We start from the raw sequence: 25,711 nt of genomic DNA on the forward strand, positions 1-25,711 counted from the left end.
GGGCGCCGGTGCCGGTCAGCGCCCCGGCGCCTCCCAGTCGTCGGGCTCTTCGGGGACCTCGGGCCCGGCTGCCCCGGCCGGTCCTTCCGCCTCCGCGCAGTCGGGCGGCGCCCCGGCGGCCGCCCCCGCACCGGCTCCCGGCCCGGCGTCCCGGCCCTACGCCCCGGAGCCGCCGCCTCCCGTCTCCCCCGAGGACGACATCCCGGAGGACGACGACCCCGACCTGGACGAATCCGCCCTCTCCGGGAAGGAACTGATCGTCCGGGAACTCGGCGCGACGGTGGTCGAGGAGATCACGAACGAGTAGGGCGCCCCGGCGGCAGAAGCCCGGTGACACCGGCCCGGCGACCCGGGTGGGCCCGCCCGTCCGGCGTCCGGGTTGGAGGAAGCCACGAACAGGTTCGGCCCGGTCCTTCGGAAGCCCGTACAAAGCGAACCCCCGGCTCCCGTTAGGCTGACCCCGTGAAGGTCCTCGTCATCGGCAGCGGTGCCCGCGAACACGCCCTGTGCCGTTCTCTGTCCCTCGATCCCGACGTCACCGCGCTGCACTGCGCCCCCGGCAACGCCGGTATCGCCGAGGTCGCCGAGCTGCACCAGGTCGACGCCCTGGACGGTGCGGCCGTGTCCGCGCTGGCCGCACGGCTCGGCGCGGACCTCGTGGTGGTCGGCCCGGAGGCCCCCCTCGTCGCCGGTGTCGCCGACGCCGTGCGCGACGCGGGCATCCCCGTCTTCGGCCCCTCGAAGGAGGCCGCGCAGCTCGAGGGCTCCAAGGCCTTCGCGAAGGACGTCATGGCGGGAGCCGGCGTCCCCACGGCACGGTCGTACGTCTGCACGACTCCCGACGAGGCCGCCGACGCCCTCGACGCCTTCGGCGCGCCGTACGTCGTCAAGGACGACGGGCTCGCCGCCGGCAAGGGCGTGGTCGTCACCGACGACATCGAGGCGGCCAAGGCGCACGCCGGCGCCTGCAAGCAGGTCGTCATCGAGGAGTACCTGGACGGTCCCGAGGTCTCCCTCTTCGCCGTGACCGACGGCGTCACCGTGCTGCCCCTCCAGCCCGCCCAGGACTTCAAGCGCGCGCTGGACGGCGACGCGGGTCCCAACACCGGCGGCATGGGTGCGTACTCCCCGCTGCCGTGGGCCGATCCGAAGCTGGTCGACGAGGTCACGCAGTCGGTGCTCCAGCCGACCGTCGACGAGCTGCGGCGGCGCGGAACCCCGTTCTCCGGTCTGCTCTACGCGGGTCTCGCGATCACCTCGCGCGGCGTCCGCGTGATCGAGTTCAACGCCCGTTTCGGCGACCCCGAGACGCAGGTCGTGCTGGCCCGTCTGAAGACCCCGCTGGCCGGGGTGCTGATGGCCGCCGCCACCGGCGATCTCGCCGATCTGGAGCCGCTGCGCTGGAGCGACGACGCCGCCGTCACGGTCGTCGTCGCCTCGCACAACTACCCCGGCACCCCGCGCACCGGCGACCCCATCACCGGCCTGGACGAGATCGCCGCGCAGGACGCCCCGCACGCGTACGTGCTGCACGCGGGGACGAAGCGCGAGGGCGACGCGACCGTCAGCGCGGGCGGCCGGGTGCTGTCCGTCACGGCGACCGGCGAGGACCTCACCGAGGCCCGCGACCGCGCCTACCGCGCGGTGGCCCGCATCCGCCTCGACGGTTTCCAGCACCGTACGGACATCGCCGCGGAAGCGGCCGAGGCGGCGAGGACCGCGTAAGCGCTCCCGCGCGCCCCGGCGCGGGCCGGCCCGGCCGTGCGGGCGCCGTCGGGCCGCACCGCGAACGGCACTGAACCCCAGGGGCCCCGGATCCGTCTCAGGATCCGGGGCCCGATCCTTGCCGTCCGTCATCCACCTTTCCCCTGAGCCATTCCATCGAGTGACCGATGCGCTATCCGGCTGACGGGGGCCGGACCCCCAACTAGGGTGCCGCGCAAGCGTTCCGGCACTTGGCCCACCGGCATTGCGATGTCAGTGGCGGGTGCCACAGTGGGGGGAGTGGACAACGCCGGGGCAGCGTCAGAACCGTCGGGAGGGGGTGAGGGCGGGGTCATGAGCGGAGGCGGCATGAGCAGTGAGGCGGGCGTGCAGACCGCGCGTTCACGGGCGCTCGCGGTGCTGCGCCTGCGCGGCAGAGCGCTGGCCGTCGCCCTGCTGCCCGCGGCCGTCGCCGTGATCCTGCTCGTCGGCGTTCCCACCGGCCATTTCACCGGCACCGGCTGGGACATCGCCCGCTGGACGCTCACGCCGCTCGCGGCGCTGGTCCTGCTCACCGCCGCCGGGGTCGCCCTGGTCGTGGCCCGTGCGCGGCCCGCTATGAGTCCGACGGTCGCGATCGCCGAGGAGGCCGCCCCGGACCTGTACCGGATGGTCCGCGACCTCGCCGACCGGCTCGCCGTCCCCGTTCCGTCCGCGATAGCGCTCACCCCCGACTGCGACAGCTGGCTGGAGGACCGTACCCATCCGGCGCACGGCCGCCCCCCGCCCGCCGAGGAGCACGGCGACATAGCGGACGCGGGCCGGCATCCGCACCGCCGGGCCGTCGCCGCACCCGTGCTGGTGATCGGCTCCCCGTTCCTGTGGTGGATGCGCGTCGGCGAGCTGCGCGCGGTCCTCGCGCCGGTCGTCGCCGGTACGGGGCCTTCGGCGCACCCGGACATAGCCGCCGCCCGGCGCTTCGTCCGCGGTCTCGACGCGGCGGTGGCCGTGACCTCGGAGCACCGCCGCGGGCCGGTGTTCCGCACGGTGTTCGCGGGCCTCGGCTGGATCGCGCGAGTGCTGCTGCGCAGCTGCCGGGTCCATGCCGCGGAGATGGAGCGCGGGGTCGCGGCGGCGGCGGCCGAGCGCGCCCAGGCGGTGGACTACGGACTGCGCATCGTCGCCCAGGAGCAGGTGGGACTGGCGTACGCGGGCTGGGACCGGCTGCTCACCCGGGTCGCGCTGCCCGCCTGGCGGATGGGCCGCTGGCCCTCGCGGCTCAACGCCGGGGTGGTGGCCGCGCTCACCGAACTCTCCCGCCGGGACCGGCTGGCCGAGGGATTCGCCTCCCGCCTCGGCGAGCGCCCCGCCTGCGACCTGCTCGAGGAGCCCGGCACGGTGGACGAGGCCACCTCCCTCCTCGCCGCCCGCCTCTTCCACGGCGGCCCCGCCGGGAGTGGACCGGACTGGTCGCCGGTCCACTGGGGCGACTACCCGGAGGAGGTCGTCGACCGTAAGTGGCGTACGGACGCGGCCCGCCTCCACCGCGTCCTGGACACCCTCGGCGTACGCCCCGGAGCCGGCGCGGAGAACCCGGGTCCCGACGGCCCGACGCTCTCCCGCGTGCTCGACCATCTGACGCATCCCGGCCCGGACTCGGACCCGGACCTGGACCCACGCCCGGACCCGGACTCGGACCCGGACCCGGACCTGGACCCACACTCGGACCCGCACCCGGGCCCGGACTCCCGCGCGGAACGGCCTCCGTCCGCGTCCCCACCCGCCGACGGAGGCCGCGGGGCGGACGGGGAACGAGAAGCCGCCCCCGTACCCGTCTCCGGAGCCGACCCGGACGACGAGGACCTCGTCGGTGAGGACCTCGTCGGTACCACCCCGCGCAGCGCGGCCCTGGCCGCCCGTATCAGCGCCGAAGTGGCCCGCGAGGGAGCGGCGGCCACCGCGCGAGCCGCCTCGACCGCGAGCGCTCCGACGGCCCCGACGGCCGCGTCGGCCGGCCTCGCTTCTCCCTGGGACGACCGGGCGCTGCCCCTGCTCCCCCTCCAGCCCCCGCGCACCGGGCGTGAACTGCTCGCCGACCACATCACGGCGATGGTCTGCTGCGCGGCCATGGACACCCTGGGCGCGACCCCCGGGCTCGACTGGCTCGACGGACCGACTCTCCTCGTGGGCGGCGTACGCGTCACGGACCTGCCCGCCCAGGTCATGATGCTGATCGAGGACGGCGATCCCACGGCCCTCCGCCGGTGGCTGGCCCGGCAGGGCATACGCCCGGAGAAGCCGGTCCGGCTCGTCTGAGCCGGACGACCGGGAAAGCCGAAAGCCGGAGCCCGCCCTTCCGCTTATGGTCGATTCACGACGAAGGGTGATGTGATGCATGCGTAATGTGATGTGCTTGGGCTGTTCGCGCTCCTTGACCAGGGCTTGCGACATACGACAAGCACACTGCTGACCGTCGGCGGCGGGGCCTGCGGGAGGGGAGCGACCATGGGTGCGCAGCAGGGGCACTGCCGGATCGAGGGGTTCAGCTCCACCGGCGGGGTGGCACCCGGAGAGGCGATCGACTTCCACGTCACCGTCGACCCGCCCCAGGAGTTCCGCGTCGACGTCCACCGCGTCGGCCACTACGACGGGCGGGGCGCCGCCCGGATCATGTCCGGCCCCCGCCTCGCCGGCATCGCGCAGCCCCCGCCGCTCACCGCCGACCGTACGGTCTCCTGCCACCACTGGTGGTTGTCCTGGCGGCTGGCGGTCCCGTCGGACTGGAGCGTCGGCGCCTACGTGGCCGTTCTGACCACGGCCGACGGCCGCAACCGGGCCCGGATTCCCTTCACGGTCCGCGACCACCGCCCGGCCGACCTGCTCCTCGTCCTGCCCGACATCACCTGGCAACTCCACAACCGTTACCCGAAGGACGACGGGACGGGCGGAGCCCGCGCGGCCGACGGGATCCTCCACCAGTGCAGGGACGATGACGGGGACGAGAGCGGGGACGGGGACGGCCGGCTGCCCGGCGAGGCCGGCACCGACCCCCTCTCCGACCTCGCTGCCCACTCCCACTCCGCGGCCACCGTCTCCTTCGACCGCCCGTACGCGGGCGCCGGTCTGCCTCCGTCCGCCGGTCACGCCTACGACGTCATCCGCTGGGCCGAGCGCTACGGCTACGACCTCGCCTACGCCGACGCCGGCGACCTGCACGCCGGCCGGGTCGACCCCACCCGGTACAGGGGCCTCCTCTTCCCCGGCCCCGACGCGTACTGGTCCCGGGCCATGCGCGGTACCGCGGAACACGCCCGTGAGTACGGCACCTCCCTGGTCTTCCTCTCCGCCCGGACGATGTACGGGCAGGTGGAACTCGCACCTTCCCCGTCCGGAGTCCCCGACCGTCTGCTGACCTGTCGCAGCGGCAGACGCCGGGGCCCGGACCGCGGGGCTCAGGACCGTGGGGCACCGGGCAGGGCGGCGCTGTGGCGGGAGGCGGACCGCGCGGAGCAGCAGCTGATCGGCGTCCAGTACGCAGGCCGGGTTCCCGAGCCGCATCCGCTGATCGTGCGCAACGCCGGCCACTGGCTGTGGGAGGCGACCGGGGCCTTCGAGGGCGACGCGATCGAGGGGCTGGTCGCGGTCGGGGCCGACCGTTACTTCCCGCGCACCCCGCTGCCCGAGCACGAGGAGCGGGTGCTGCTCGCCCACTCCCCGTACACCGATGGGGCGGGCGCCGGACGGCACCAGGAGACCTCGCTCTACCGGGCGCCCTCCGGTGCCTGGGTCTTCGCGTCGGGCACGCTTGCCTGGCCCCCGGCCCTGGGCCGCCCCGGCCGGACCGACCCGCGCGTCCAGCGCGCCACCGCCAACCTCCTCGACCGCATCTGCAAGAACGACTGACCCGGTCCGCCGACGCCCTGCCTGCTCGGCACACGCCACCGCGCCCGAGCGGCCTCTGCCACCGGCCCCGGCCCGGCGCCGCCGCCCCGACCAGCGGAGTCGGCCGCCCGTACGGGACAATCGGAGGCACTTGTCCCGCCGTCTCCCACCCCACCCTGTGCGAGCCCCGCGGGCGCCCTGTTGTTCCGAACCACGCGGAGGAACCGTGTCCGGATTCGTCGAGAAGCCCGAGCCGATCCAGGTTCCGGGTCTGGTGCATCTGCACACCGGAAAGGTGCGCGAGCTGTACCGGAACGAGGCGGGCGACCTCGTGATGGTCGCCAGTGACCGCATCTCCGCCTACGACTGGGTGCTGCCGACCGAGATCCCGGACAAGGGCAGGGTCCTCACCCAGCTCTCCCTCTGGTGGTTCGACCAGCTCACCGACCTGGTCCCGCACCACGTCCTGAGCACCGAACTTCCCGCGGGCGCCCCCGCCGACTGGGAGGGCCGCACCCTCGTCTGCAAGTCGCTGCGGATGGCCCCCGTGGAGTGCGTGGCCCGCGGCTACCTCACCGGCTCAGGTCTCGCCGAGTACCAGGAGTCCCGTACGGTCTGCGGCCTGGCCCTCCCCGAGGGACTGGTGGACGGATCGGAACTGCCCGGCCCGATCTTCACCCCGGCCACCAAGGCCGCCGTCGGTGAGCACGACGAGAACGTCTCCTACGAGGAGGTCGCCCGCCAGGTCGGCGCCGACACCGCGGCGCAGCTGCGGCAGGCCACCCTCGCCGCGTACACCCGGGCCCGCGACATCGCCCGGGAACGGGGCATCATCCTCGCGGACACCAAGTTCGAGTTCGGCTTCGACGGCGACACGCTGGTGGTGGCGGACGAGGTGCTCACCCCGGACTCCTCCCGCTTCTGGCCGGCCGAGCAGTGGGAGCCGGGCCACGCGCAGCCGTCGTACGACAAGCAGTACGTGCGGGACTGGCTGACCTCCGCCGAGTCGGGCTGGGACCGGGCGAGCGAGCAGCCCCCGCCGGCGCTGCCGCAGCACGTCGTGGACGCGACCCGGGCGAAGTACGTGGAGGCGTACGAGCGTCTGACGGGCCTCGGCTGGAGCTGAGGCCCGAGCCCGGGGGCCCTCAGCCCCCGGGCCCTCACTCCGGGCACGCACGAAGAAGACCCCGGTCCGATGGACCGGGGTCTTTCCGTTGCCGAGCGGACGACGAGGTTCGAACTCGCGACCTCAACCTTGGCAAGGTTGCGCTCTACCAGCTGAGCTACGTCCGCATGCGCCGTGGCGCGAAAGCAACTATACCCAACCCCGCTCGCGGGCGAGTCGCACCGCGGCGTGCCGGTTCTCCGCACCGAGTTTCGTGGCGGCCGACGACAGATAGTTCCGCACGGTCCCCTGGGACAGCGCGGCCCGCTCCGCGATCTCCGTCACCGGCGCTCCGTCGGCCGCGAGTTCCAGCACCTCGGCCTCACGCGCGGTCAGCGGCGAGTCACCGGCGGCGATCGCGTCGGCCGCCAACTCGGGATCCACGTAACGGTTTCCCGCGTGCACGGTACGGATGATCTCCGCGAGGTGCTGGGCGCTGACGGTCTTGGGGACGAAGCCGCGCACTCCCGCCGCGAGGGCCCGCTTCAGATGCCCGGGACGCCCGTGACTGGTCACGATCAGCACGCGGCAGTCGGGGAGTTCCGCCCGCAGCGATGTGGCGACCTTCACACCGTCGGCGCCGGGCATCTGCAGATCCAGTACGGCGACGTCGGGGGCGTGCGCCCGCGCCATCGCCAGCGCCTCCGGACCGGAGGCCGCCTCGGCGACGACCAGGAGGTCGTCCTCCAGCGACAGCAGGGCGGCGAGCGCCCCCCGGATCAGATGCTCGTCGTCGGCGAGCAGCAGCCGGAGCGGGCGCACGGGCCGAGGTGTCGTCATGGCGTGACCTCACTCACGTTCGTTCGGGGTGCGGGCGACGCGGTGGACTCCCCCGACGGGGACGGTCCGGAGGGCGACGGCAACGGGACCTCGGCCGTGAGCAGGAACCGCCCGTCCCCGGCCGGGCCCGCCCGCAGGGACCCCCCGATCTCCGCCAGCCGCTCACGCAGTCCGACGAGCCCGGATCCCTGGCCCGAGCCGCCGTTCTCCGGCACCCCGTCGTTCTCCACCGTCAGCACCGTCCGCCCCTTCAGCACCCGTATCCCCACCGCGCACCACCGCGCGTTCCCGTGCCGCAGCACGTTGGTCGCCGCCTCCCGGACGACCCATCCCAGCGCGGACTGCACCTGCGCCGGGAGCCCGGTCGTCGGGCCGGTGACCGTGCAGTCGATACCGGCCGCGTCCAGGACGCCCTTCGCGCCCGCGAGCTCGCTGCGCAGGTCGGCCTCGCGGTAGCCGCGGACGACCTCGCGCACCTCCCGCTGGGCCTCGTGCGCCAGCCGCTGCACCTCGACCATCTGCGCCACTGCCTCCGGCCGCTCCCGCTGCGCCAGCTGGACGGCCAGCTCGCTCTTCAGCGCGATCACGGCGAGGTTGCGGCCCATCACGTCGTGCAGGTCCCGGCCGAACCGCAGCCGCTCCTCCGCTACGGCGAGCCGGGTGCGGGTCTCGCGGGCCTCGTCGAGTTCGTACACGGCGTTGAGCAGCCGGACCGAGAACACCGAGGTGAAAGCCACGAACCCGCCGCCGAACAGCACCACCGCGGCGACGGTCAGCGTGGCCGGAGCCGGCATGCCGAAGGGCAGGGACCCGAGGGTCGCGCCCGCCGCGAGGGCGAGCACCCGCAGCCGGTTCCGCACCCCCAGGGCGACGATCCCGGCGCCGAAGGCCGGGACGATCAGCAGGATCCCGGCGACCGCCTCATCGACGTCCCGGCCCGCCGGCCCGTGTTCGGTGATCGCCACGGCCGACCCCGCGACGACCGCGGTGAGGCCCCCGAGCGCCCACACCAGCCGACGCGGCTGCTCCCGCTGCCCGCGCAGCCAGTCCAGCACATGCGAGGCGGCCACGGCGCAGAGCGCGCAGTGCAGGGTGACCAGGAACACCAGCAGAGCCGTCAGCCCCGGCCCGATCTTTCCCGCCCGCCCCAGTACCGGCCCGCCGACCGTCACGAACTCGATCAACGGGAAGGAGTGGAACGACCACCGTGTGTACGTCTCGAACTTCGCCGGGGTGCTCTTGCGCCCCCACCAGCCGCCCGGCCTGCTCATGCGCCCGGCCCCCGCAGCCGGCACGTCAGCGCCTCGGTTCCCAGCGGAACCACCGGCGGACGGCGAACACCGCCAGCAGGACCCAGGCCACTCCGGTCACCACGGCGAACAGTGTCTCGGAGACCGACAGGTTGCCCGTGAAGCCGCCGCGCAGCAGGGTCACGGCGGGGGTGAGGGGCAGCAGTTCGCAGAAGGAGGCCAGCCGGTCGGGCAGCACCTCCAGCGGGACCGCCATCCCGGAGCCCAGCATCGAGACCATGACCACCGGCATCGCGGTGACCTGCGCGCTCTCGGTGGTCCGGGTGAAGCCCGAGGTGACCGCGGCGAGCGCCGCGCACAGCACCAGGCCCAGCAGCAGCCCCAGCACGGACAGGTGGACGGCCTGCGGCGCGGCCACGTCCAGCAGCAGCGCGCAGCCCACCGCCAGCACCAGCGACTGCACCAGCCCGGTCGCGACGGACGGCAGCGAGGCCCCGCACAGGATCTCGGCGTCCCGCAGCTCGCCGGTGCGCAGCCGCTTCAGCACCAGTTCCTCGCGCCGGGTGACGAAGACGCCGACGAGCGCCGAGTAGACGGCGAACAGCAGGGAGAAGCCGATCGCGCCGGGCAGGATCATGGCGCCGATGCTGAGCCCCACCTCGTCGAGGTTCATCTCGCCGGCCGCCGAGTAGAGGCTGAGCGGCAGCACCAGCGGCACGAACAGCGCGGCGAAGAGCATGCCCTTGCTGCGCCCCAGCAGCGTCAACTCGGCGCGGGCGAGGGACCGCATACGCCCCATGGGGGTGCTGGCCGCGGTGTTCCTCCCGCTCCCCGCCTCGGCCGTTCCTCCGGTCGGCCCCTCGGTCGTGCTGACCGTCCCGCTCATGCCGCGTACTCCTTTCCGGTGGTGGTGCTCTCGCCCTGCTCGAGGGTTTCGTGGGCGGAGGCCTCGCGGGCTATGCCGAGGAACGCCTCCTCCAGCGAGGCCGAGCGCACGTCCAGTCCCTTCAGTTCCATGCCGGTCCGCTCGGCCCACACCAGCAGGCGGGTGGCCGCCCGTTGCAGCTCGCGGGTGTGCAGCTTGATGGTCCGTCCGTCCCACTCGTGTCCGGTCACGCCCAGCTCGTCGAGCGGCGGCAGGTCGCCGGGGAAGTAGCCCTGGGGCAGTTCGAAGGTGATCCGGGACGGCTGAGCGGCGGTCACCTCGGCGGGCGTGCCGGTGGTGGCGATGCGCCCCTTGTGCATGATCGCGAGGCGGTCGGCCAGTGCCTCGGCCTCTTCCAGGTAGTGGGTGGTCAGCAGCACGGTCGTGCCGTTGTCGCGCAGGGCCCGCACCAACCGCCAGGTGTCGCGCCGCCCTTCGGCGTCCAGGCCGGTCGTCGGCTCGTCGAGGAACAGCACCTCGGGGTCGCCGAGCAGCGCGAGGGCCAGGTCGAGGCGGCGCCGCTCGCCCCCGGACAACTGCTTGACCCGTACGTCGCCCTTGTCGGCCAGGCCGACCAGCGGCAGCACTTCCTGCGGCGGACGGGCGCCGCTGACGGAGCCGGCCCACATCCGGGTGGTCTCCATGACGGTCAGGTCGGAGGGGAAGCCGCCCTCCTGCAGCATCACGCCGGTGCGGGGCCGCACCGCGGCGCGGTCGGTGTACGGGTCGTGCCCGAAGATCCTGACCTGCCCGCCGGTCGGGGCGGCGAGGCCCTCCAGCAGTTCGACGGTGGAGGTCTTGCCCGCGCCGTTGGTGCCCAGCAGTGCGAAGACCTCCCCGCGCCGTGCGGAGAAGCTGACCCCGCGTACGGCCTCGAACCCGCCTGTGTACACACGGCGCAGGTCGGTGACCTCGATCACCTGCTCGTGTTCGTTCGTTCGCATGCTTCGATCATCCCGGTCGTACCGGCCGGGCAGCAGTGCGCCCTGTCATCAGCGCGCATGACAAATGTCAGAAACCCGGTAGGGCCCGGGGCGCGGAGCACATGGGACCGGAGCGGCACGTGAGGCCGGAGTGCACGGGAGAGGTACGAGCACACGAAAAGACCCCGGTCCGATGGACCGGGGTCTGATTCCCGAGCGGACGACGAGGTTCGAACTCGCGACCTCAACCTTGGCAAGGTTGCGCTCTACCAACTGAGCTACGTCCGCATTGCTCCCGACCGGCTTTCACCGATCGGTGCGAGCACCAGCTTACCTGATCGACTCGGTCGATCGGTACAGCTACGCAGAGCGGGTGACAGGAATTGCACACTGCGCCTTCCCCCTGGAAGGGGGATGTTCTACTACTGAACTACACCCGCATGTACTCCGTGAGCCGGGCCTTTCGGCCTTGCCCCTCGGCGTGCTCCAGACTCTAGCTGATCAATGGGGGTGCTGCGCAAGTCGGCTGTTCCGAGGGGCCGGTGGCCGGGGATCCGGGCCGCGGACGCGGCCGTCGACGCCCCCGGCCCGCCGCGCGGGCCGCACTACGACCGCCCGGCCGGTCCCGCGACAGGCCGGGCCCGCGACGCCCAGCCGGTCCCACGGCCGTCCGGCTTGCGACCGCCCGGCCCGCGGGTCCCTTCACCGCGCCGCGGCGAACGCCTCGTAGACCCGCTTGGGAATCCGCCCCCGCGCGGGGACGTCCATCTGGTTCGACTGGGCCCAGGCGCGCACGGCCGCCGGATCGGGGGCGACCTCCGTCTGCTTGTACGTCCGCCCCGAGCGGGAACGCTTGCGGCCGGCCTCCACGTAGGGCGCGAGCGCCTTCCGCAGTCCGTCGGCGTTGATCTCGTTCAGGTCGATCTCGTACGACTTGCCGTCGAGTCCGAAGGCGATCGTTTCCGCCGCTTCCGAGCCGTCGATGTCGTCGAAGAGAGTGACCACGACCTTCTGCGCCACGAATATCGGTCCCTTCGTGCGACACCTCTGTGTTGACGTCCGTGATGACGTGCCGGAGCGTCTCCGAGATGTCGGCTGTCCGCCTGTAATCGGGCAAAGTATCTGCTAATGACAATTCATTTGTACAGTGCCCGGCATTGCATTGTGAAGCTCGACTTAATCTGTCCGCGCGTCCTGTGCGCAATAGCGATACGTGACAGAACGTGGATCTTTCCCGGATCTTTTCCCGGAGGTCTCCCCGAGATGCCGAATCGTGATCACGGTCACGTAGATTCCTCCAACTCTACCCGCGTAGAAATTTTGTGCGGGTAGTCTGAAGGAACCTGCTCAGCACCACACACCGGGAGTGCCAGTGGCACGCGTCGTAGTCGACGTCATGCTCAAGCCGGAGATCCTCGACCCCCAGGGCCAGGCGGTGCAGCGCGCACTGCCGCGGTTGGGATTCGAAGGGATCTCGGACGTCCGCCAGGGAAAGCGATTCGAACTGGAAGTTGACGGGCCGGTCGACGAGGCCGCGCTCGCCCGCATCCACGATCTTGCGGAATCCTTCCTCGCCAACACCGTGATCGAGGACTTCACCGTCAGGGTCGAGGAAGTCGCGGAGGCCGTGAAGTGACCGCTCGTATTGGCGTCGTCACTTTCCCGGGCAGCCTCGACGACCGTGACAGCCGGCGCGCGATCCGGCTCGCGGGTGCCGAGCCGGTCGCCCTGTGGCACAAGGACAAGGACCTCCAGCAGGTCGACGCCGTGGTGCTCTGCGGCGGATTCTCCTACGGCGACTATCTGCGCGCCGGGGCCATCGCCCGTTTCTCGCCGGTGATGGACACCGTCATCGAGCAGGCGAAGGCGGGACTGCCGGTCCTCGGCATCTGCAACGGCTTCCAGATCCTCACCGAGGCGCACCTGCTCCCCGGCGGCATGCTCGGCAACGACCACCTGCACTTCATCTGCCGCGACCAGAAGCTGCGGGTGGAGAACGCGGACACCGCCTGGACCGGCGACTACACCGCCGGGCAGGAGATCAGCATCCCGCTGAAGAACATGGACGGCCGCTACGTCGCCGACCGGCGCACGCTGGACGAGCTCGAGGCCGAGGGCCGGGTCGCCTTCCGCTACGTCACCGACGGCGAGGCCGCCGACGGCTACGGCAACCCCAACGGCTCGCTCAACGACATCGCCGGCATCACCAACGCGGCGGGCAACGTCGTCGGCCTGATGCCGCACCCCGAGCACGCCGTCGAGCCGCTGATCGGCACCGGCCGCACCGACGGCCTCCCGTTCTTCACCTCGATCCTCAAGAAGCTGGTAAGCGCATGAGCAGGACGCCTCTGGACACGGTCGAGCACGCGGCCGAGACCCCCGACGTCGAGCTGCCGTGGGCCGAACTCGGTCTGAAGAAGGACGAGTACGAGCGCGTGGTGGAGATCCTCGGCCGCCGCCCGACCGGCGCCGAGCTCGCCATGTACTCGGTGATGTGGTCCGAGCACTGCTCGTACAAGTCCTCCAAGGTCCACCTCCGCCAGTTCGGCGAGAAGGCCCCCGAGTCCGACGCGATGCTCGTCGGCATCGGCGAGAACGCCGGTGTGGTCGACGTCGGCCAGGGCTACGCGGTGACCTTCAAGGTCGAGTCGCACAACCACCCGTCCTACGTCGAGCCCTACCAGGGCGCCGCGACCGGCGTCGGCGGCATCGTCCGCGACATCATCGCGATGGGCGCCCGTCCGGTCGCCGTCGTGGACCCGCTGCGCTTCGGCGCCGCCGACCACCCGGACACCAAGCGCGTGCTGCCCGGCGTCGTCGCCGGCATCGGCGGCTACGGCAACTGCCTGGGCCTGCCGAACATCGGCGGCGAGGTCGTCTTCGACGCCTGCTACCAGGGCAACCCGCTGGTCAACGCCGGCGCCATCGGCGTCATGCGGCACGAGGACATCCACCTCGCCAAGGCCTCCGGCCCGGGCAACAAGGTCATCCTGTACGGCGCCCGGACCGGCGGCGACGGCATCGGCGGCGCGTCCATCCTGGCCTCCGAGACCTTCGACGACGCCAAGCCCTCCAAGCGCCCCGCCGTCCAGGTCGGCGACCCCTTCCAGGAGAAGCTCCTCATCGAGTGCACCCTGGAGGCGTTCCGGGAGAAGCTGGTCGTCGGCATCCAGGACCTCGGCGCGGCCGGCCTGTCCTGCGCCACCTCCGAACTGGCCTCCAACGGCTCCGGCGGCATGCGCGTCACCCTCGACGACGTACCGCTGCGCGACTCCACGCTCTCGCCCGAGGAGATCCTCATGAGCGAGTCGCAGGAGCGCATGTGCGCGGTGGTGGAGCCGGAGAAGGTCGACCGCTTCCTCGAGATCTGCGAGAAGTGGGACGTCATCGCCACCGTCATCGGTGAGGTCACCGACGGCGACCGCCTGGAGATCTACTGGCACGGCGGCAAGATCGTCGACGTCGACCCGCGCACCGTCGCCCACGACGGCCCGGTCTACGAGCGCCCCTACGCCCGCCCCGACTGGCAGGACGCGCTCCAGGCCGACGACGCCGGCAAGCTGCCCCGCCCGGCGACCTCCGAGGAGCTGAAGGACCAGGTCCTGAAGCTGGTGGGCTCGCCCAACCAGGCCTCGAAGCAGTGGATCACCCAGCAGTACGACCACTTCGTGCAGGGCAACACCGTGCTCGCCCAGCCCGAGGACTCCGGGATGATCCGCGTCGACGAGGAGACCGGCCTCGGCGTCGCCATCGCGACCGACGGCAACGGCCGGTACGCCAAGCTCGACCCGTACACGGGAGCGCAGCTCGCGCTCGCCGAGGCCTACCGGAACGTGGCGACGACCGGCGCCACGCCCCTCGCGGTCTCCGACTGCCTGAACTTCGGCTCGCCCGAGGACCCGGCCGTCATGTGGCAGTTCGCCGAGGCCGTGCGCGGTCTGGCCGACGGCTGCCTGCAGCTCGGCACGCCGGTGACCGGCGGCAACGTCTCGCTCTACAACCAGACCGGGGAGGCCGCCATCCACCCGACCCCGGTGGTCGCGGTGCTCGGCGTCATCGACGACGTGGCGCGGCGCACGCCGGTCGCCTTCCGGGAGGAGGGCCAGCTGATCTACCTCCTCGGCGACACGCGTGAGGAGTTCGGCGGCTCGGCCTGGTCCCAGGTCGTCCACGACCACCTCGGCGGCCTGCCGCCCGCGGTCGACCTGGAGCGCGAGCGGCTGCTCGGCGAGATCCTGATCTCCGCCTCCCGCGACGGCATGATCGACTCCGCGCACGACCTGTCCGACGGCGGTCTGGTCCAGGCCGTGGTCGAGTCGGCGCTGCTGGGCGGCAAGGGTGCGCGTCTCGTCGTACCGGACGGGCTGGACGCGTTCACGTTCCTGTTCTCCGAGTCGGCCGGCCGTGCGGTCGTCGCCGTACCGCGTTCGGAGGAGCTCCGCTTCACCGACATGTGCGGTGTCCGCGGCCTCCCGGCGACGCGCATCGGCGTCGTCGACGGGGACACGGTGGAGCTCCAGGGCGAGTTCGCGCTCACCCTCGAGGAACTGCGCGAGACCCACGAGGCGACGATCCCGGCGCTGCTGGCCTGACCGGCTCCCGTTTCCTCCGCTCCGTACGAAGCCCCCGCCCGGGACCGGGCGGGGGCTTCGGCGTGATGCGGGTCCGCATGCCCGGAAGGGGTTGCATGAAATTACGTAGTTACGTAATCTCAAAGTCGTGGAACTCGAAGACCGCGTCGCCGACCTCGAACGCCGGCTCGCCGCACTGGAGGCGGCCGAGGCGGCGGAGCCGGCGCGCCGCGGCGACCCCCGCCCGGGGGAGGGCGTCTTCTGGGCGCTGGAGGGACTAAAGAACCAGCTCGCCGAGCTGAAGGCGACCGACGGGGGCGTGCTGTTCACCGGCGCGGTCCGGCTGCCGACCGGCGAGCAGTACGAGTGGCAGCACGGCGCCCTCACCGGAGGACTGCTGGACGACGACTGGCCGACCGCCGCCGAGCCGCTGGCCGCCCTCGGTCATCCGGTCCGGCTGCGGCTGCTCCGCGAGATCCTCGGCGGCCGGCGCACCGCCGCCGAACTCGCCGAGCTGGACGGAGTCGGCACGACCGGCCAGATCTACCACCATCTGCGCCAGCTCACCGGCGCCGGCTGGCTGCACACCACCGGCCGGGGCCGCCACGAGGTGCCGGCGGGCCGGGTCGTACCGCTGCTGGTGCTGCTGTCCGCGGCACGGCCCTGACCGGGGCCGGTCACCGCACCCACGACGACCAGGGGGAACCATGTCCGCACGCAAACTCGCCATGAGGACCTTCCGCGGTTTACAGCTGGGCTTCATCGCCCTGGTGACCGCCCACATCTGCCTCGGCTGGGGCTACCCGTGGTGGTGGAACCTACTGCCGCTGGTCCTGGCCTACGTCCTGATCACCGTGGTCAACCGGTGGGGCGGCGGCGCCCCGGACCACCCGCGTGTCGCGCGTGAACCGGTCGAGGTCGGCCCGCCCGTGACCGGCCGCTGGTCCGCGTTGAACAGCCCGGCCGACCGCACCCCGAGCCACGGCGTCCACGCCTACGGGCAGACGTACGCCATCGACATCGTCGCCGAACCCGAGCCGGGCGCCCGTCCCGCGTTCTCCCCGCTGTGGCCGTTCGCCCGGCGCCCCGCAGACTTCCCCGCGTTCGACGTCCCGTTGCGGGCGGTCGCCGACGCCACGGTCGTCCGGGTCTCGGACGGGCAGCGCGATCACCTCAGCCGCGCCTCGCTGCCCGGGCTGGTGTACCTGATGCTCGTCGAGGGCTCGGTCCGCGAGCTGTCCGGGGTCCACCGCATCCTCGGCAACCACCTGGTGCTCGACCTCGGTGACGGCGTCCACGCCGCCTACGCCCACCTGCGGCGCGGCTCGTTCACCGTCCGCGAGGGCGACAGGGTACGGGCCGGACAGGTGCTCGCCCACTGCGGCAACTCGGGCAACTCCTCCGAGCCCCACCTGCACTTCCAGCTGATGGACGGCCCCGACCCGGACACCGCGCGGGGCGTCCCGTTCACCTGGCGCGGCGTCGGCGTGCCCCGGGGCGGCGAGGTGTTCGACGTCCCCGAACCGGCGCCGGTCGCCCCCGCATAGGCTGCCGCCATGCCCCCGGCCAAGAAGCGCACCCGCTCCTACGACCCCGCCAGGACCCGGGCCGCCGTACTGGCCCAGTTCGAGAACGTCCGCACGGCCGTCCGGACCCTCACCCCCGAGCAGCTCGCGCTGCCCACCCGCCTCGGCGACTGGACCGTACGGGACCTGATCGCACACCTGGCCCTGACCGTCGCGAGCGTCGGCCGGGCCCTGGAGCGGGACGAACCGGCGAAGCCCGACCTCACGCTGCTGGACCACCTCTCCGCGACCGCCGCCCACGCCGGCGCCATCGCCGAGGGCTCCCGGGACCTAGCCGGGGCGACCCCCGACCTCGACGCCCTGCTCACCCGCACCGGGGAGGACCTGGCCCGGCACCTCGCCGCCGCCCCGCACACCCGCGTCCTCGCGATGCGCGCCGGCGCCATGACCCTCACCGACCATCTGGTCACCCGCGCCGTCGAGCTCGTCGTCCACACCGACGACCTGAACGCCGCCGTGCCCGGCCTGGACATCCCCCACGACCGTCAGGCCCTGGCCACCTGCACCCGGCTGCTGGCCGACACGCTCGCCGCGAAGGCGCCCGGCGGCTCGACGGAGGTGCGGATCCCGCCGTACGCGGTCGTCCAGTGCGTGGAGGGGCCGAGGCACACCCGGGGCACCCCGCCCCACGTCGTCGAGACCGACCCGCTGACCTGGATCCGTCTGGCCACCGGACGCACGACGTGGCAGGACGCGGTGGCCGACGGCACGGTCGGCGCGAGCGGGGAGCGGGCGGACCTCGGGCCGTACCTGCCGCTGATGACGTGAGGCGACGGCGGTCGACGTGAGGGGAACCGGACGTATCCCGTCTCCGTCGAAGCGGCATGTACACACACAGGCACAACCTGCGCAAGCGGCGCACTGTTCTCGCGGCGGCCACCGCCGCCCTCTCCGTCCCCTTCGTGGCGGCCTGTGGCAGTGGGCAGGCAGGTGCGGGGGCGGGCAGTGCCACGGCCGGTACGGCGGAGCAGTCCCTCACCGGCATCCGCTGGAACGTCGACAGCGTCACCGTGGACGGCACCACCCACCGCGCCACCTCCGACGCGTACATGATCCTGACCGAGGGCGGCGGGGTCGAGGGTAGTTACGGCTGCAACAGCTTCCGAGGCGACAGCGCCCTGGACGGCGACCGCGTCCGGCTCGACCTCCTCGAGAGCACCCTCGTCGCCTGCGACGGACCGGGCAGGGAATTCGACCACGCGCTCCTGAACGCGTTCACCGCCGGAAACCCCCGGGCCGAGGTGAAGGACGGCCGCCTCACCCTCACCTTCGGGGACGGCAATACCGTCCGTCTCAGCGAGGGCGGCGCGGACACCCCCCTGCACGGCACGAAGTGGAAGATCAGCACCCTCGACGCCGAGGACCGCGCCCACCTCACCTTCGACGAGGAGGAGGGCACCGTCTCCGGAAGCCTCGGCTGCAACAAGGTGAACGCCGATGCCACCGTCCGCAACGGCCATATCACCGTCGGCACGCCCACCACGACCCGAATGGTGTGCGAAGACTCACTCATGAAGACCGAGAAGCGGTTGCTGCGGTTTTTCGATACCACGCTCAGCTATCGGATCGATCACCGGAGCATGACGCTGACCAGCGAAAACGGCACGTCCTTCGAAGCCTTCGCCGCCGCGTGAGCCGCGGCTGAGGCCGTGCACCCAATTCGGATCAGCACTCGACCTCGCCTACACTCGGTGGCGTGCCACGTGGTGACGGACGACTCAACCACGACCTGCTCCCCGGAGAGAAGGGCCCCCAGGACGCTTGCGGCGTCTTCGGTGTCTGGGCTCCGGGCGAAGAGGTCGCCAAGCTCACGTACTTCGGGCTCTACGCCCTCCAGCATCGGGGCCAGGAATCCGCGGGTATCGCGGTCAGCAACGGCTCCCAGATCCTCGTCTTCAAGGACATGGGCCTGGTTTCCCAGGTCTTCGACGAGACCTCGCTCGGTTCGCTCCAGGGTCATATCGCGGTCGGTCACGCCCGCTACTCGACCACCGGCGCCTCCGTGTGGGAGAACGCCCAGCCCACCTTCCGCGCCACGGCGCAGGGATCGATCGCGCTCGGCCACAACGGCAACCTGGTCAACACGGCGGAGCTCGCCGAGCTGGTCGCCGAACTCCCCAAGGAGAACGGCCGCGCCCCCCGGGCGGCGGCCACCAACGACACCGACCTGATCACCGCCCTGCTGGCCGGCCAGCGCGCCGCCGACGGCGAACCGGTGACCGTGGAGCAGGCCGCGCACGTGGTCCTTCCGCAGGTCAAGGGTGCCTTCAGCCTCGTCTTCATGGACGAGGACACGCTGTACGCGGCCCGCGACGCGCAGGGCATCCGCCCGCTGGTCCTCGGTCGGCTGGAGCGCGGCTGGGTGGTGGCCTCCGAGTCCGCCGCCCTCGACATCTGCGGCGCCAGCTATGTGCGCGAGATCGAGCCGGGTGAGTTCGTCGCCATCGACGAGAACGGCCTGCGCTCCTTCCGATTCGCGGAAGCGAAGCCCAAGGGCTGTGTCTTCGAGTACGTGTACCTGGCCCGCCCGGACACCGACATCGCCGGACGCAACGTCTACCTGTCGCGCGTCGAGATGGGCCGCCGCCTCGCCAAGGAGGCTCCCGCCGAGGCCGACCTGGTGATACCGACGCCGGAGTCCGGCACCCCGGCCGCCATCGGCTACGCGGAGGCGTCCGGCATCCCCTTCGGCGCCGGTCTGGTCAAGAACGCGTACGTCGGACGGACGTTCATCCAACCGTCGCAGACCATCCGGCAGCTCGGCATCCGCCTGAAGCTGAACCCGCTCAAGGAAGTCATCAAGGGCAAGCGCCTGGTCGTCGTCGACGACTCGATCGTGCGCGGCAACACCCAGCGCGCCCTGGTCCGCATGCTCCGTGAGGCGGGCGCCGCCGAGGTGCACATCCGGATCTCCTCGCCGCCCGTGAAGTGGCCCTGCTTCTTCGGCATCGACTTCGCGACCCGCGCCGAGCTCATCGCCAACGGCATGTCCGTCGAGGAGATCGGCACCACCCTGGGCGCCGACTCCCTGGCGTACATTTCCCTCGACGGCATGATCGAGGCGACGACCATCGCCAAGCCGAACCTGTGCCGCGCCTGCTTCGACGGCGAGTACCCGATGGATCTGCCCGACCCGGAGCTCCTCGGCAAGCGGCTGCTGGAGACCGAGCTGGCCGCCGGTACGGCCGAGCCGGCCGCGGTCGACGCGATCCGCCGCCCGTAAGCCCTGCCGCAACGAGACGAAGGCTTTCACCGTCATGTCCGAGAACACTGGCGCCGGCCCCGCGGCGGCGTCCTACAAGACCGCGGGCGTCGACATCGACGCGGGCGACCGAGCGGTCGAGCTGATGAAGGAATGGGTCAGGAAGACCCGGCGTCCCGAGGTCCTCGGCGGCCTCGGGGGCTTCGCCGGCCTCTTCGACGTCTCCGCGCTGAAGAACTACGAGCGTCCCCTGCTCGCCTCCGCCACGGACGGTGTCGGCACCAAGGTCGACATCGCCCGCCGGATGGGTGTCTACGACACCATCGGCCACGACCTGGTCGCCATGGTGATGGACGACATCGTGGTGTGCGGCGCGGAGCCGCTGTTCATGACCGACTACATCTGCGTCGGCAAGGTCCACCCCGAGCGGGTCGCCGCGATCGTCAAGGGCATCGCCGAGGGCTGTGTGCTGGCCGGCTGCGCCCTGGTCGGCGGAGAGACGGCCGAGCACCCGGGCCTGCTGGGCGAGAACGACTTCGACGTCGCCGGCGCCGGTACGGGCGTCGTGGAGGCCGACCGGCTGCTCGGCGCGGACCGTATCCGCGAGGGCGACACGGTCATCGCCATGGCCGCTTCCGGACTCCACTCGAACGGGTATTCGCTGGTCCGGCACGTTCTGCTGAACCAGGCCGGCCTCGCCCTGGAGAGCCACATCGACGACCTGGGCCGCACGCTCGGCGAGGAGCTCCTGGAGCCCACCCGGATCTACTCGCTGGACTGCCTGGCCCTGATCCGCACCACCGAGGTGCACGCCTTCAGCCACGTCACCGGCGGTGGCCTCGCGGCCAACCTGGCCCGCGTCGTCCCCGACGGGCTGCACGCGGTCGTGGACCGCTCCAGCTGGGCCCCGGGCCCGGTCTTCGACCTCGTCGGCCGGACCGGTTCGGTCGAGCGCCTGGAGCTGGAGCGGACCCTCAACATGGGCGTCGGTATGATCGCGATCATGCCGGCGGAGTCCACGGACGTGGCGCTGACCACACTGGCCGACCGAGGGCTGGACGCCTGGGTGGCCGGCGAGATCACCGGCCGTGGCGACCGGACCACGGGAGCGGAACTGGTGGGTGACTACGCGAGCTGAGCGAGCCGGGCGACCGGGTGCGCCGGGCGTCCCGGTGCGCCGGGCGTCCCGGTGCCTTCGCACGCAGAGCATGCGAAGGCACCGGACATGCCGAGCACACCCGGTACGGAGCCGGCCCGCGCGGGCGGGCAGCACAGAACCCGGTCGGTGACCGGAGCCACCGACCGGGCTGATGATTCAGTGCAGGGTCAAGCGCCGCGACGTTGTGGCGGGGACTGGTCGTCCTCGTCATCGTCGTCGTCCTCATAGAGGTCGGCGTACCGTGCGTACAGGTCGTCGTCCTGCTCATCGTCCTCCACAGGGTCACCGTTGACATTCGGTGACGTGTTCGAAGGCGATGCACCCAGCTCCTCAGCCAGGCGTGCGAGGTCTGTCCCGCCGCTGTTGTACTTCAGCTGGCGGGCGACCTTCGTCTGCTTGGCCTTGGCCCGGCCGCGCCCCATGGCTCGACCCCCTCAACGACGGGGCTCGACGGCCCCAGAGTCTTGACACGCGTTCATGGTCCGGCACGGACTCTCCGTGGAGAGGCCGGTCCGTAGGGCTCCCACGGTACCTGAGCCCACGCCCATACGGTACGTCGCCCGCATGACGTGCCCCCTTCCGGGACCCTCGGAGCACCCTGTTCTCCCTGGTCACGTGCGATTTCAAGCACTTGTCGGGGGGCGACCCGCCGGGAGAAGTGAGAGTTCTCTCGAAGTGGCACTCCGCGGGTACCGGCCACATGTGCGAACAGCGTGCGGGGGCGGACCCGCCGGCCCGCCCCCGCCCTCCGTACCGCACGTACCCCGTACGCGCCCTGATACGTCACGCGGGCGCCCGTACGCGCTCTGTACGTGTCATGGCCTTGTCCCGTACGGCTCCCGTACCGCTTCCGTACGGCTTCCGTACGGGGTTCAGCGTGACGCGCGCGCCTCCGCCATCCGCTGTTCGGCGATCCGGTCGGCCGCCGCGGCCGGCGGAATCCCGTCCGACTTCGCACGTGCGAATATGGCGAGCGTGGTGTCGAAGATCTTCGCCGCCTTCGCCCTGCACCGGTCGAAGTCGAAGCCGTGCAGCTCGTCGGCGACCTGGATGACCCCGCCGGCGTTCACCACGTAGTCCGGCGCGTAGAGGATCCCGCGGTCGGCGAGGTCCTTCTCGACCCCCGGGTGGGCGAGCTGGTTGTTGGCGGCGCCGCAGACCACCGCGGCGGTCAGCACCGGCACGCTGTCGTCGTTCAGCGCGCCGCCCAGTGCGCACGGGGCGTACACGTCCAGACCCTCGGTGCGGATCAGCGCCTCGGTGTCGGCGACGACCGTGACGCCCTGCGGGTGCCGGTCCAGGACCCGCCGTACGGCGTCCTCGCGCACGTCGGTGATCACGACCTCCGCGTTTTCCTTGCGCAGGTGGTCGACCAGGTGGTGGCCGACCTTGCCGACGCCCGCCACACCGATCCTGCGGCCGCGCAGCGAGGGGTCGCCCCACAGGTGCTGGGCCGAGGCCCGCATCCCCTGGTAGACGCCGAACGCGGTGAGGACGGACGAGTCGCCGGCGCCGCCGTTCTCGGGGGAGCGGCCGGTGGTCCAGCGGCACTCGCGGGCCACGACGTCCATGTCGGCGACATAGGTGCCGACGTCGCAGGCGGTGACGTACCGGCCGCCCAGCGAGGCGACGAACCGGCCGTAGGCGAGCAGCAGCTCCTCGCTCTTGTCCGTCCCGGGGTCGCCGATGATCACTGCCTTGCCGCCGCCGTGATCGAGACCGGCCATGGCGTTCTTGTACGACATTCCGCGCGCGAGGTTCAGCGCGTCGGCGACGGCCTCCTCCTCGGTCGCGTACGGGTAGAAGCGCGTGCCGCCGAGGGCGGGGCCCAGGGCGGTGGAATGGAGGGCGATGACGGCCTTGAGGCCACTGGCACGGTCCTGACAGAGCACAACTTGCTCGTGACCGCCCTGCTCCGAACGGAACAGGGTGTGCAGGACGCCGTCAGATACGTCGGTCACGGTGGTGACTCCTGAGTAAGTAGCGGCGGGTGGACACAGTTCCCGAAACTCCCCCGCGCTTGTGGCTGTGGGGGCGGTGGCGGAGGCTGTGAGCACGAGGTTAGGGCCTGCCGCCGGTGAGGGCGGCAACGTGTCCAGGATCACCTTCGCGCGGCTTCTCGTGCGGGAGCGCCGTGCGACGATTTGTCCGGATGGCCCGTATGTCCGCGCCATCAGTCCGCCGCCCGGGCGTCCGCGGGCGGACCCGCAGGTTTTCGCGCCGGTGCGCGGGGGAGGGAGCAGGCGTGCCCAAGGTCTCCTCGGTGATCGTCCCCTACGCGACCTACCTGCGCGTGTACGAACCGCTGACCGCCTTCCCCGAGCCGGAGCGCAGTCACTGGGCCCGTTACGCCCGCCGCCTCGACCTCCCCTCCTACCAGGACGAACTCCGCCTGGCCCTGGCCGGCGTCGTGCCGACGCCACCGGTCCCGGTCCCGGTGCGGGAGAGCGAGGACGCGTTCGTGCTGGAGGTCGACGGCGTGGTCTGCGTCTGCCCCTGGCGCACCCGGCTGCGCGGCTGGCAGGCATTGGGAGAACTCGCCGAGGAGTTCCCCCTGCCGGTCCTGGACGTGCTCCTGCCCCCGTTCGTACGGCGCCAGGCCGCCGAGGACTACGAGCGCTGGATGACCGCCCACCCCGACGCCCGGCCGTGGATCCGCACTGCGACCTGGCAGGTGCCGATCAACTGGTTCGTGCTGGTCTCGGACGAGGAGCGCGAGTACGACGAGGGCTCCCGCAGCTCTTCCGGTTCCGTCGGCTCCGCGAGTTCCACCGGCGAGGCCCCCGTGCTGCGGTACCGCACCCCCATGGTCGAGGCGCGCCGGCGGGTGGCGCGCGGGCTGCGGGCGCTGAAGACCGCCATGGACGAGGGGCCGCTGATCGACGGCCTGGTGGACGTGGGGCGCTGGCTGGAGGAGTTCCATCCGCGGTCACTGGTCGAACTGGACTACGGAGGCCTGGTGCACGCCCTGCCGGCCGGCGTGCTGGAGGGCGACCACTCCGCGGCGGACGTGGCCGAGGGGATCGCGGCGCTGCGCCGCGGCGACGGGGTGACCGCGGGAGAGGCCTACGGGCGGCTGGTGGAGCGCTGGCGCTCGGTCCGGGACCTGCGGTCGGCCAACTGACGCCCGGCCGCGATAACGAACTGGCGTTTGACCAAACGTCCTTCTTGGGGTTTTGTCTTCGCCCTGAGGTTTCGTCACCCTGGACCGGACAACGGACGTACCAGCCGATCCGGGCGTATGTCCCAAGCGGGTCAAGGGTGACGGACCGCACGTACGCGGCCCTTGCGCCGCTTGCCCCCCCTCGTGCCAAAATAGGACAAGGAGTCCGGGGAGGACTCCTCCGTCCTGCTGTGCTCGACTATGGGCGGAATCTCGGTATTGCGTGCTTTGGGGGTCCAGTGCCTCCTGATCGCGGCTGTGACTGATCGTCACAACCGCGTGACTGTCCGCTATGGCATGGTCCATCGGCTTCCGCGGCTGATGAACACCTGGGAGGGCAATTCCATCGGTTTGGCCGACGCGGCTGGACGGATGGTGTAGTTGTAGTGCCGAGGACAAGCCGTTCGTCCTATAACCGACTCGACTCGCGTCCGCCATTTCGGGCAACGCGGGTCAAGGTGCAGAATTTAGAGGAAAGAACCGAGAAGGTTCGGTTCTCCCGAGGAGGCCGCTCATGACCGCTCGCACCCCTGATGCCGAGCCGCTGCTGACCCCGGCTGAGGTCGCCACCATGTTCCGCGTCGACCCGAAGACGGTCACGCGTTGGGCGAAGGCCGGCAAGCTCACGTCGATCCGCACGCTCGGCGGGCATCGCCGTTACCGCGAAGCCGAGGTTCGCGCCCTGCTCGCGGGCATTCCGCAGCAGCGCAGCGAAGCCTGAACAACTGAATAAACCGGACAAACCGGCTGGTCCCCCAACTCGCCGAGGTGTTCGGACCCCTAGCTCCACACGACGTGGGGACTGCCCCAACAGGCCCCTCGCCCAAGCCGATCAGAGCTTTCCCGGCAGCTGAACCGGGTGCGTCGTCGATCGCGCTGGACTCCGCCGAGTCCAGCGCGATTTTTTTGTGCGGTGCTGTGCGGTGCTGTGCGATGCGCCGCCGGTGGCGTGTCGGCGCGGCTTCCGGGGGCGGGCGCGTGCGGTGTCCGTGCGCGGGCCTGTCCGGCTCCGGGGGGCGCCTGCGAGGTCACCTGTGCGGAGGTTTGTGCGGGCCTCCGAGGGTAGTGCAATTGCACATATTAAATTGACTTGTTGTAGGGGGCGGGTAAGCGCCGGACTTTCCAAAACTCATAGGGTGACACCCGTCACATGCCGGTCGTCTTGTTGGGCCACCGGCATATGCGTTAGAGCGGCGGGCGCCGGGCCCGGTGGGGAGCAACTCGGTTGCAGGGCAAGGGGACTGGGCGGCCGGGGGTACTGGGCTAGGCGGCGGGGGCGCCCTCGCCTTCGACGCGCTCCGGGGGGCGCTCCGTGGACTCGGCCGGCCGCGAGGGCTCGGCGGTGCGTGATGGCGGCTCGGCGTACTCGAGGTACTCGAGGTACTCGACGTACTCGACGTA

General features: G+C 71.7%; 21 protein-coding genes, 3 tRNA genes and 2 pseudogenes. 16 read left to right on the plus strand and 10 right to left on the minus strand.

What is annotated here, in order from left to right; all coding sequences use genetic code 11:
* The 5 genes and pseudogenes from AOK11_RS24905 to AOK11_RS24925 all read left to right on the plus strand — a co-directional run.
* A pseudogene (locus tag AOK11_RS24905) lies at nt 1-307 on the plus strand (DNA polymerase III subunit gamma and tau); the annotation flags it as partial.
* 155 nt (nt 308-462) lie between these two features.
* Nucleotides 463-1,725, plus strand: coding sequence for a phosphoribosylamine--glycine ligase (gene purD, locus AOK11_RS24910; RefSeq protein ID WP_055595972.1), 1,263 nt, complete (start codon nt 463-465; stop codon nt 1,723-1,725).
* 333 nt (nt 1,726-2,058) lie between these two features.
* A complete protein-coding gene (locus AOK11_RS24915; protein WP_055595973.1) occupies nt 2,059-4,020 on the plus strand; it encodes a hypothetical protein in 1,962 nt (653 codons plus the stop codon).
* Nucleotides 4,021-4,236: 216 nt separating this feature from the next.
* Nucleotides 4,237-5,607: pseudogene (locus tag AOK11_RS24920) on the plus strand (N,N-dimethylformamidase beta subunit family domain-containing protein); the annotation flags it as partial.
* A 205-nt stretch (nt 5,608-5,812) separates the two neighbouring features.
* The gene (locus tag AOK11_RS24925; protein WP_055595974.1) at nt 5,813-6,712 is read left to right on the plus strand and encodes a phosphoribosylaminoimidazolesuccinocarboxamide synthase; all 900 of its coding nucleotides are present in this window, start codon (nt 5,813-5,815) and stop codon (nt 6,710-6,712) included.
* Between the two features lie 94 nt (nt 6,713-6,806).
* On the opposite strand, the gene AOK11_RS24930 is transcribed toward AOK11_RS24925, so the two are convergent.
* The 8 genes from AOK11_RS24930 to AOK11_RS24965 form a co-directional block, all read right to left on the minus strand.
* Nucleotides 6,807-6,879, minus strand: a tRNA-Gly gene (locus tag AOK11_RS24930).
* Nucleotides 6,880-6,901: 22 nt separating this feature from the next.
* On the minus strand, nt 6,902-7,531 hold the full coding sequence (locus AOK11_RS24935; RefSeq protein WP_055595975.1) for a response regulator transcription factor: 630 nt from the start codon (nt 7,529-7,531) through the stop codon (nt 6,902-6,904).
* Entirely contained in the window at nt 7,528-8,802 is a 1,275-nt protein-coding gene (locus AOK11_RS24940; RefSeq protein WP_055595976.1) for a sensor histidine kinase, read from the minus strand. Before AOK11_RS24940 ends, AOK11_RS24935 begins: the two co-directional genes overlap by 4 nt.
* A 25-nt stretch (nt 8,803-8,827) precedes the next feature.
* Nucleotides 8,828-9,580 carry an ABC transporter permease gene (locus AOK11_RS24945; RefSeq protein WP_055595990.1) on the minus strand — a complete coding sequence of 251 codons (753 nt, stop codon included), beginning with the start codon at nt 9,578-9,580 and terminating at the stop codon, nt 8,828-8,830.
* An 83-nt stretch (nt 9,581-9,663) separates the two neighbouring features.
* Nucleotides 9,664-10,650 carry an ABC transporter ATP-binding protein gene (locus AOK11_RS24950; RefSeq protein WP_055595977.1) on the minus strand — a complete coding sequence of 329 codons (987 nt, stop codon included), beginning with the start codon at nt 10,648-10,650 and terminating at the stop codon, nt 9,664-9,666.
* Between the two features lie 194 nt (nt 10,651-10,844).
* Nucleotides 10,845-10,917: transfer RNA gene (locus AOK11_RS24955), tRNA-Gly, on the minus strand.
* A gap of 80 nt (nt 10,918-10,997) precedes the next feature.
* Nucleotides 10,998-11,069, minus strand: a tRNA-Gly gene (locus tag AOK11_RS24960).
* A gap of 262 nt (nt 11,070-11,331) precedes the next feature.
* Nucleotides 11,332-11,649: a histone-like nucleoid-structuring protein Lsr2 gene (locus AOK11_RS24965; RefSeq protein ID WP_055595978.1), complete on the minus strand. Its 318-nt coding sequence runs from the start codon at nt 11,647-11,649 to the stop codon at nt 11,332-11,334.
* Nucleotides 11,650-12,001: 352 nt separating this feature from the next.
* Between AOK11_RS24965 and purS the strand changes: the two genes are divergently transcribed.
* From purS to purM, 9 genes are all read left to right on the plus strand, one after another.
* Entirely contained in the window at nt 12,002-12,265 is a 264-nt protein-coding gene (gene purS, locus AOK11_RS24970; RefSeq protein ID WP_010045045.1) for a phosphoribosylformylglycinamidine synthase subunit PurS, read from the plus strand.
* On the plus strand, nt 12,262-12,966 hold the full coding sequence (gene purQ, locus AOK11_RS24975; RefSeq protein WP_055595979.1) for a phosphoribosylformylglycinamidine synthase subunit PurQ: 705 nt from the start codon (nt 12,262-12,264) through the stop codon (nt 12,964-12,966). Before purS ends, purQ begins: the two co-directional genes overlap by 4 nt.
* Complete coding sequence (purL, locus tag AOK11_RS24980) at nt 12,963-15,221, plus strand: phosphoribosylformylglycinamidine synthase subunit PurL (RefSeq protein WP_055595980.1); 2,259 nt, start codon at nt 12,963-12,965, stop codon at nt 15,219-15,221. Before purQ ends, purL begins: the two co-directional genes overlap by 4 nt.
* Nucleotides 15,222-15,348: 127 nt before the next feature.
* Complete coding sequence (locus tag AOK11_RS24985; RefSeq protein WP_055595981.1) at nt 15,349-15,867, plus strand: ArsR/SmtB family transcription factor; 519 nt, start codon at nt 15,349-15,351, stop codon at nt 15,865-15,867.
* Between the two features lie 40 nt (nt 15,868-15,907).
* Complete coding sequence (locus AOK11_RS24990) at nt 15,908-16,747, plus strand: M23 family metallopeptidase (RefSeq protein ID WP_055595982.1); 840 nt, start codon at nt 15,908-15,910, stop codon at nt 16,745-16,747.
* A gap of 9 nt (nt 16,748-16,756) precedes the next feature.
* A complete protein-coding gene (locus AOK11_RS24995; RefSeq protein ID WP_055595983.1) occupies nt 16,757-17,554 on the plus strand; it encodes a maleylpyruvate isomerase family mycothiol-dependent enzyme in 798 nt (265 codons plus the stop codon).
* Nucleotides 17,555-17,610: 56 nt separating this feature from the next.
* Nucleotides 17,611-18,420, plus strand: a complete 810-nt coding sequence (locus AOK11_RS25000; protein WP_055595984.1) for an META domain-containing protein — start codon at nt 17,611-17,613, stop codon at nt 18,418-18,420.
* A gap of 62 nt (nt 18,421-18,482) precedes the next feature.
* A complete protein-coding gene (gene purF, locus AOK11_RS25005) occupies nt 18,483-20,009 on the plus strand; it encodes an amidophosphoribosyltransferase (RefSeq protein ID WP_055595985.1) in 1,527 nt (508 codons plus the stop codon).
* 34 nt (nt 20,010-20,043) lie between these two features.
* Nucleotides 20,044-21,126, plus strand: a complete 1,083-nt coding sequence (gene purM / locus AOK11_RS25010) for a phosphoribosylformylglycinamidine cyclo-ligase (RefSeq protein ID WP_055595986.1) — start codon at nt 20,044-20,046, stop codon at nt 21,124-21,126.
* 188 nt (nt 21,127-21,314) lie between these two features.
* Here purM and AOK11_RS25015 read toward each other — a convergent pair whose 3' ends face one another.
* Both AOK11_RS25015 and AOK11_RS25020 read right to left on the minus strand, forming a co-directional pair.
* Nucleotides 21,315-21,569 carry a DUF3073 domain-containing protein gene (locus tag AOK11_RS25015; RefSeq protein WP_055595987.1) on the minus strand — a complete coding sequence of 85 codons (255 nt, stop codon included), beginning with the start codon at nt 21,567-21,569 and terminating at the stop codon, nt 21,315-21,317.
* Nucleotides 21,570-22,019: 450 nt separating this feature from the next.
* Nucleotides 22,020-23,108, minus strand: coding sequence for a Leu/Phe/Val dehydrogenase (locus AOK11_RS25020; protein ID WP_055595988.1), 1,089 nt, complete (start codon nt 23,106-23,108; stop codon nt 22,020-22,022).
* Nucleotides 23,109-23,392: 284 nt separating this feature from the next.
* Between AOK11_RS25020 and AOK11_RS25025 the strand changes: the two genes are divergently transcribed.
* Nucleotides 23,393-24,271: a DUF8083 family protein gene (locus AOK11_RS25025; RefSeq protein WP_055595989.1), complete on the plus strand. Its 879-nt coding sequence runs from the start codon at nt 23,393-23,395 to the stop codon at nt 24,269-24,271.
* Nucleotides 24,272-24,824: 553 nt separating this feature from the next.
* Complete coding sequence (bldC, locus tag AOK11_RS25030) at nt 24,825-25,031, plus strand: developmental transcriptional regulator BldC (RefSeq protein ID WP_003949541.1); 207 nt, start codon at nt 24,825-24,827, stop codon at nt 25,029-25,031.
* The last annotated feature ends 680 nt before the right edge of the window (nt 25,032-25,711 follow it).

Source organism: Streptomyces hirsutus (genome assembly GCF_001418415.1).
GTDB lineage: Bacteria > Actinomycetota > Actinomycetes > Streptomycetales > Streptomycetaceae > Streptomyces > Streptomyces hirsutus.

What these genes read in the sequence shown, in the direction of transcription:
- bldC (WP_003949541.1), top strand. Translation starts at nt 24,825, where the DNA reads ATGACCGCTCGCACCCCTGATGCCGAGCCGCTGCTGACCCCGGCTGAG.
- AOK11_RS25000 (WP_055595984.1), top strand. Translation starts at nt 17,611, where the DNA reads ATGTACACACACAGGCACAACCTGCGCAAGCGGCGCACTGTTCTCGCG.
- AOK11_RS24945 (WP_055595990.1), bottom strand. Translation starts at nt 9,580, where the DNA reads ATGGGGCGTATGCGGTCCCTCGCCCGCGCCGAGTTGACGCTGCTGGGG.
- AOK11_RS24915 (WP_055595973.1), top strand. Translation starts at nt 2,059, where the DNA reads ATGAGCGGAGGCGGCATGAGCAGTGAGGCGGGCGTGCAGACCGCGCGT.
- AOK11_RS24935 (WP_055595975.1), bottom strand. Translation starts at nt 7,531, where the DNA reads ATGACGACACCTCGGCCCGTGCGCCCGCTCCGGCTGCTGCTCGCCGAC.
- purL (WP_055595980.1), top strand. Translation starts at nt 12,963, where the DNA reads ATGAGCAGGACGCCTCTGGACACGGTCGAGCACGCGGCCGAGACCCCC.
- AOK11_RS24950 (WP_055595977.1), bottom strand. Translation starts at nt 10,650, where the DNA reads ATGCGAACGAACGAACACGAGCAGGTGATCGAGGTCACCGACCTGCGC.
- AOK11_RS25015 (WP_055595987.1), bottom strand. Translation starts at nt 21,569, where the DNA reads ATGGGGCGCGGCCGGGCCAAGGCCAAGCAGACGAAGGTCGCCCGCCAG.
- AOK11_RS24940 (WP_055595976.1), bottom strand. Translation starts at nt 8,802, where the DNA reads ATGAGCAGGCCGGGCGGCTGGTGGGGGCGCAAGAGCACCCCGGCGAAG.
- purM (WP_055595986.1), top strand. Translation starts at nt 20,044, where the DNA reads ATGTCCGAGAACACTGGCGCCGGCCCCGCGGCGGCGTCCTACAAGACC.
- AOK11_RS24995 (WP_055595983.1), top strand. Translation starts at nt 16,757, where the DNA reads ATGCCCCCGGCCAAGAAGCGCACCCGCTCCTACGACCCCGCCAGGACC.
- AOK11_RS24990 (WP_055595982.1), top strand. Translation starts at nt 15,908, where the DNA reads ATGTCCGCACGCAAACTCGCCATGAGGACCTTCCGCGGTTTACAGCTG.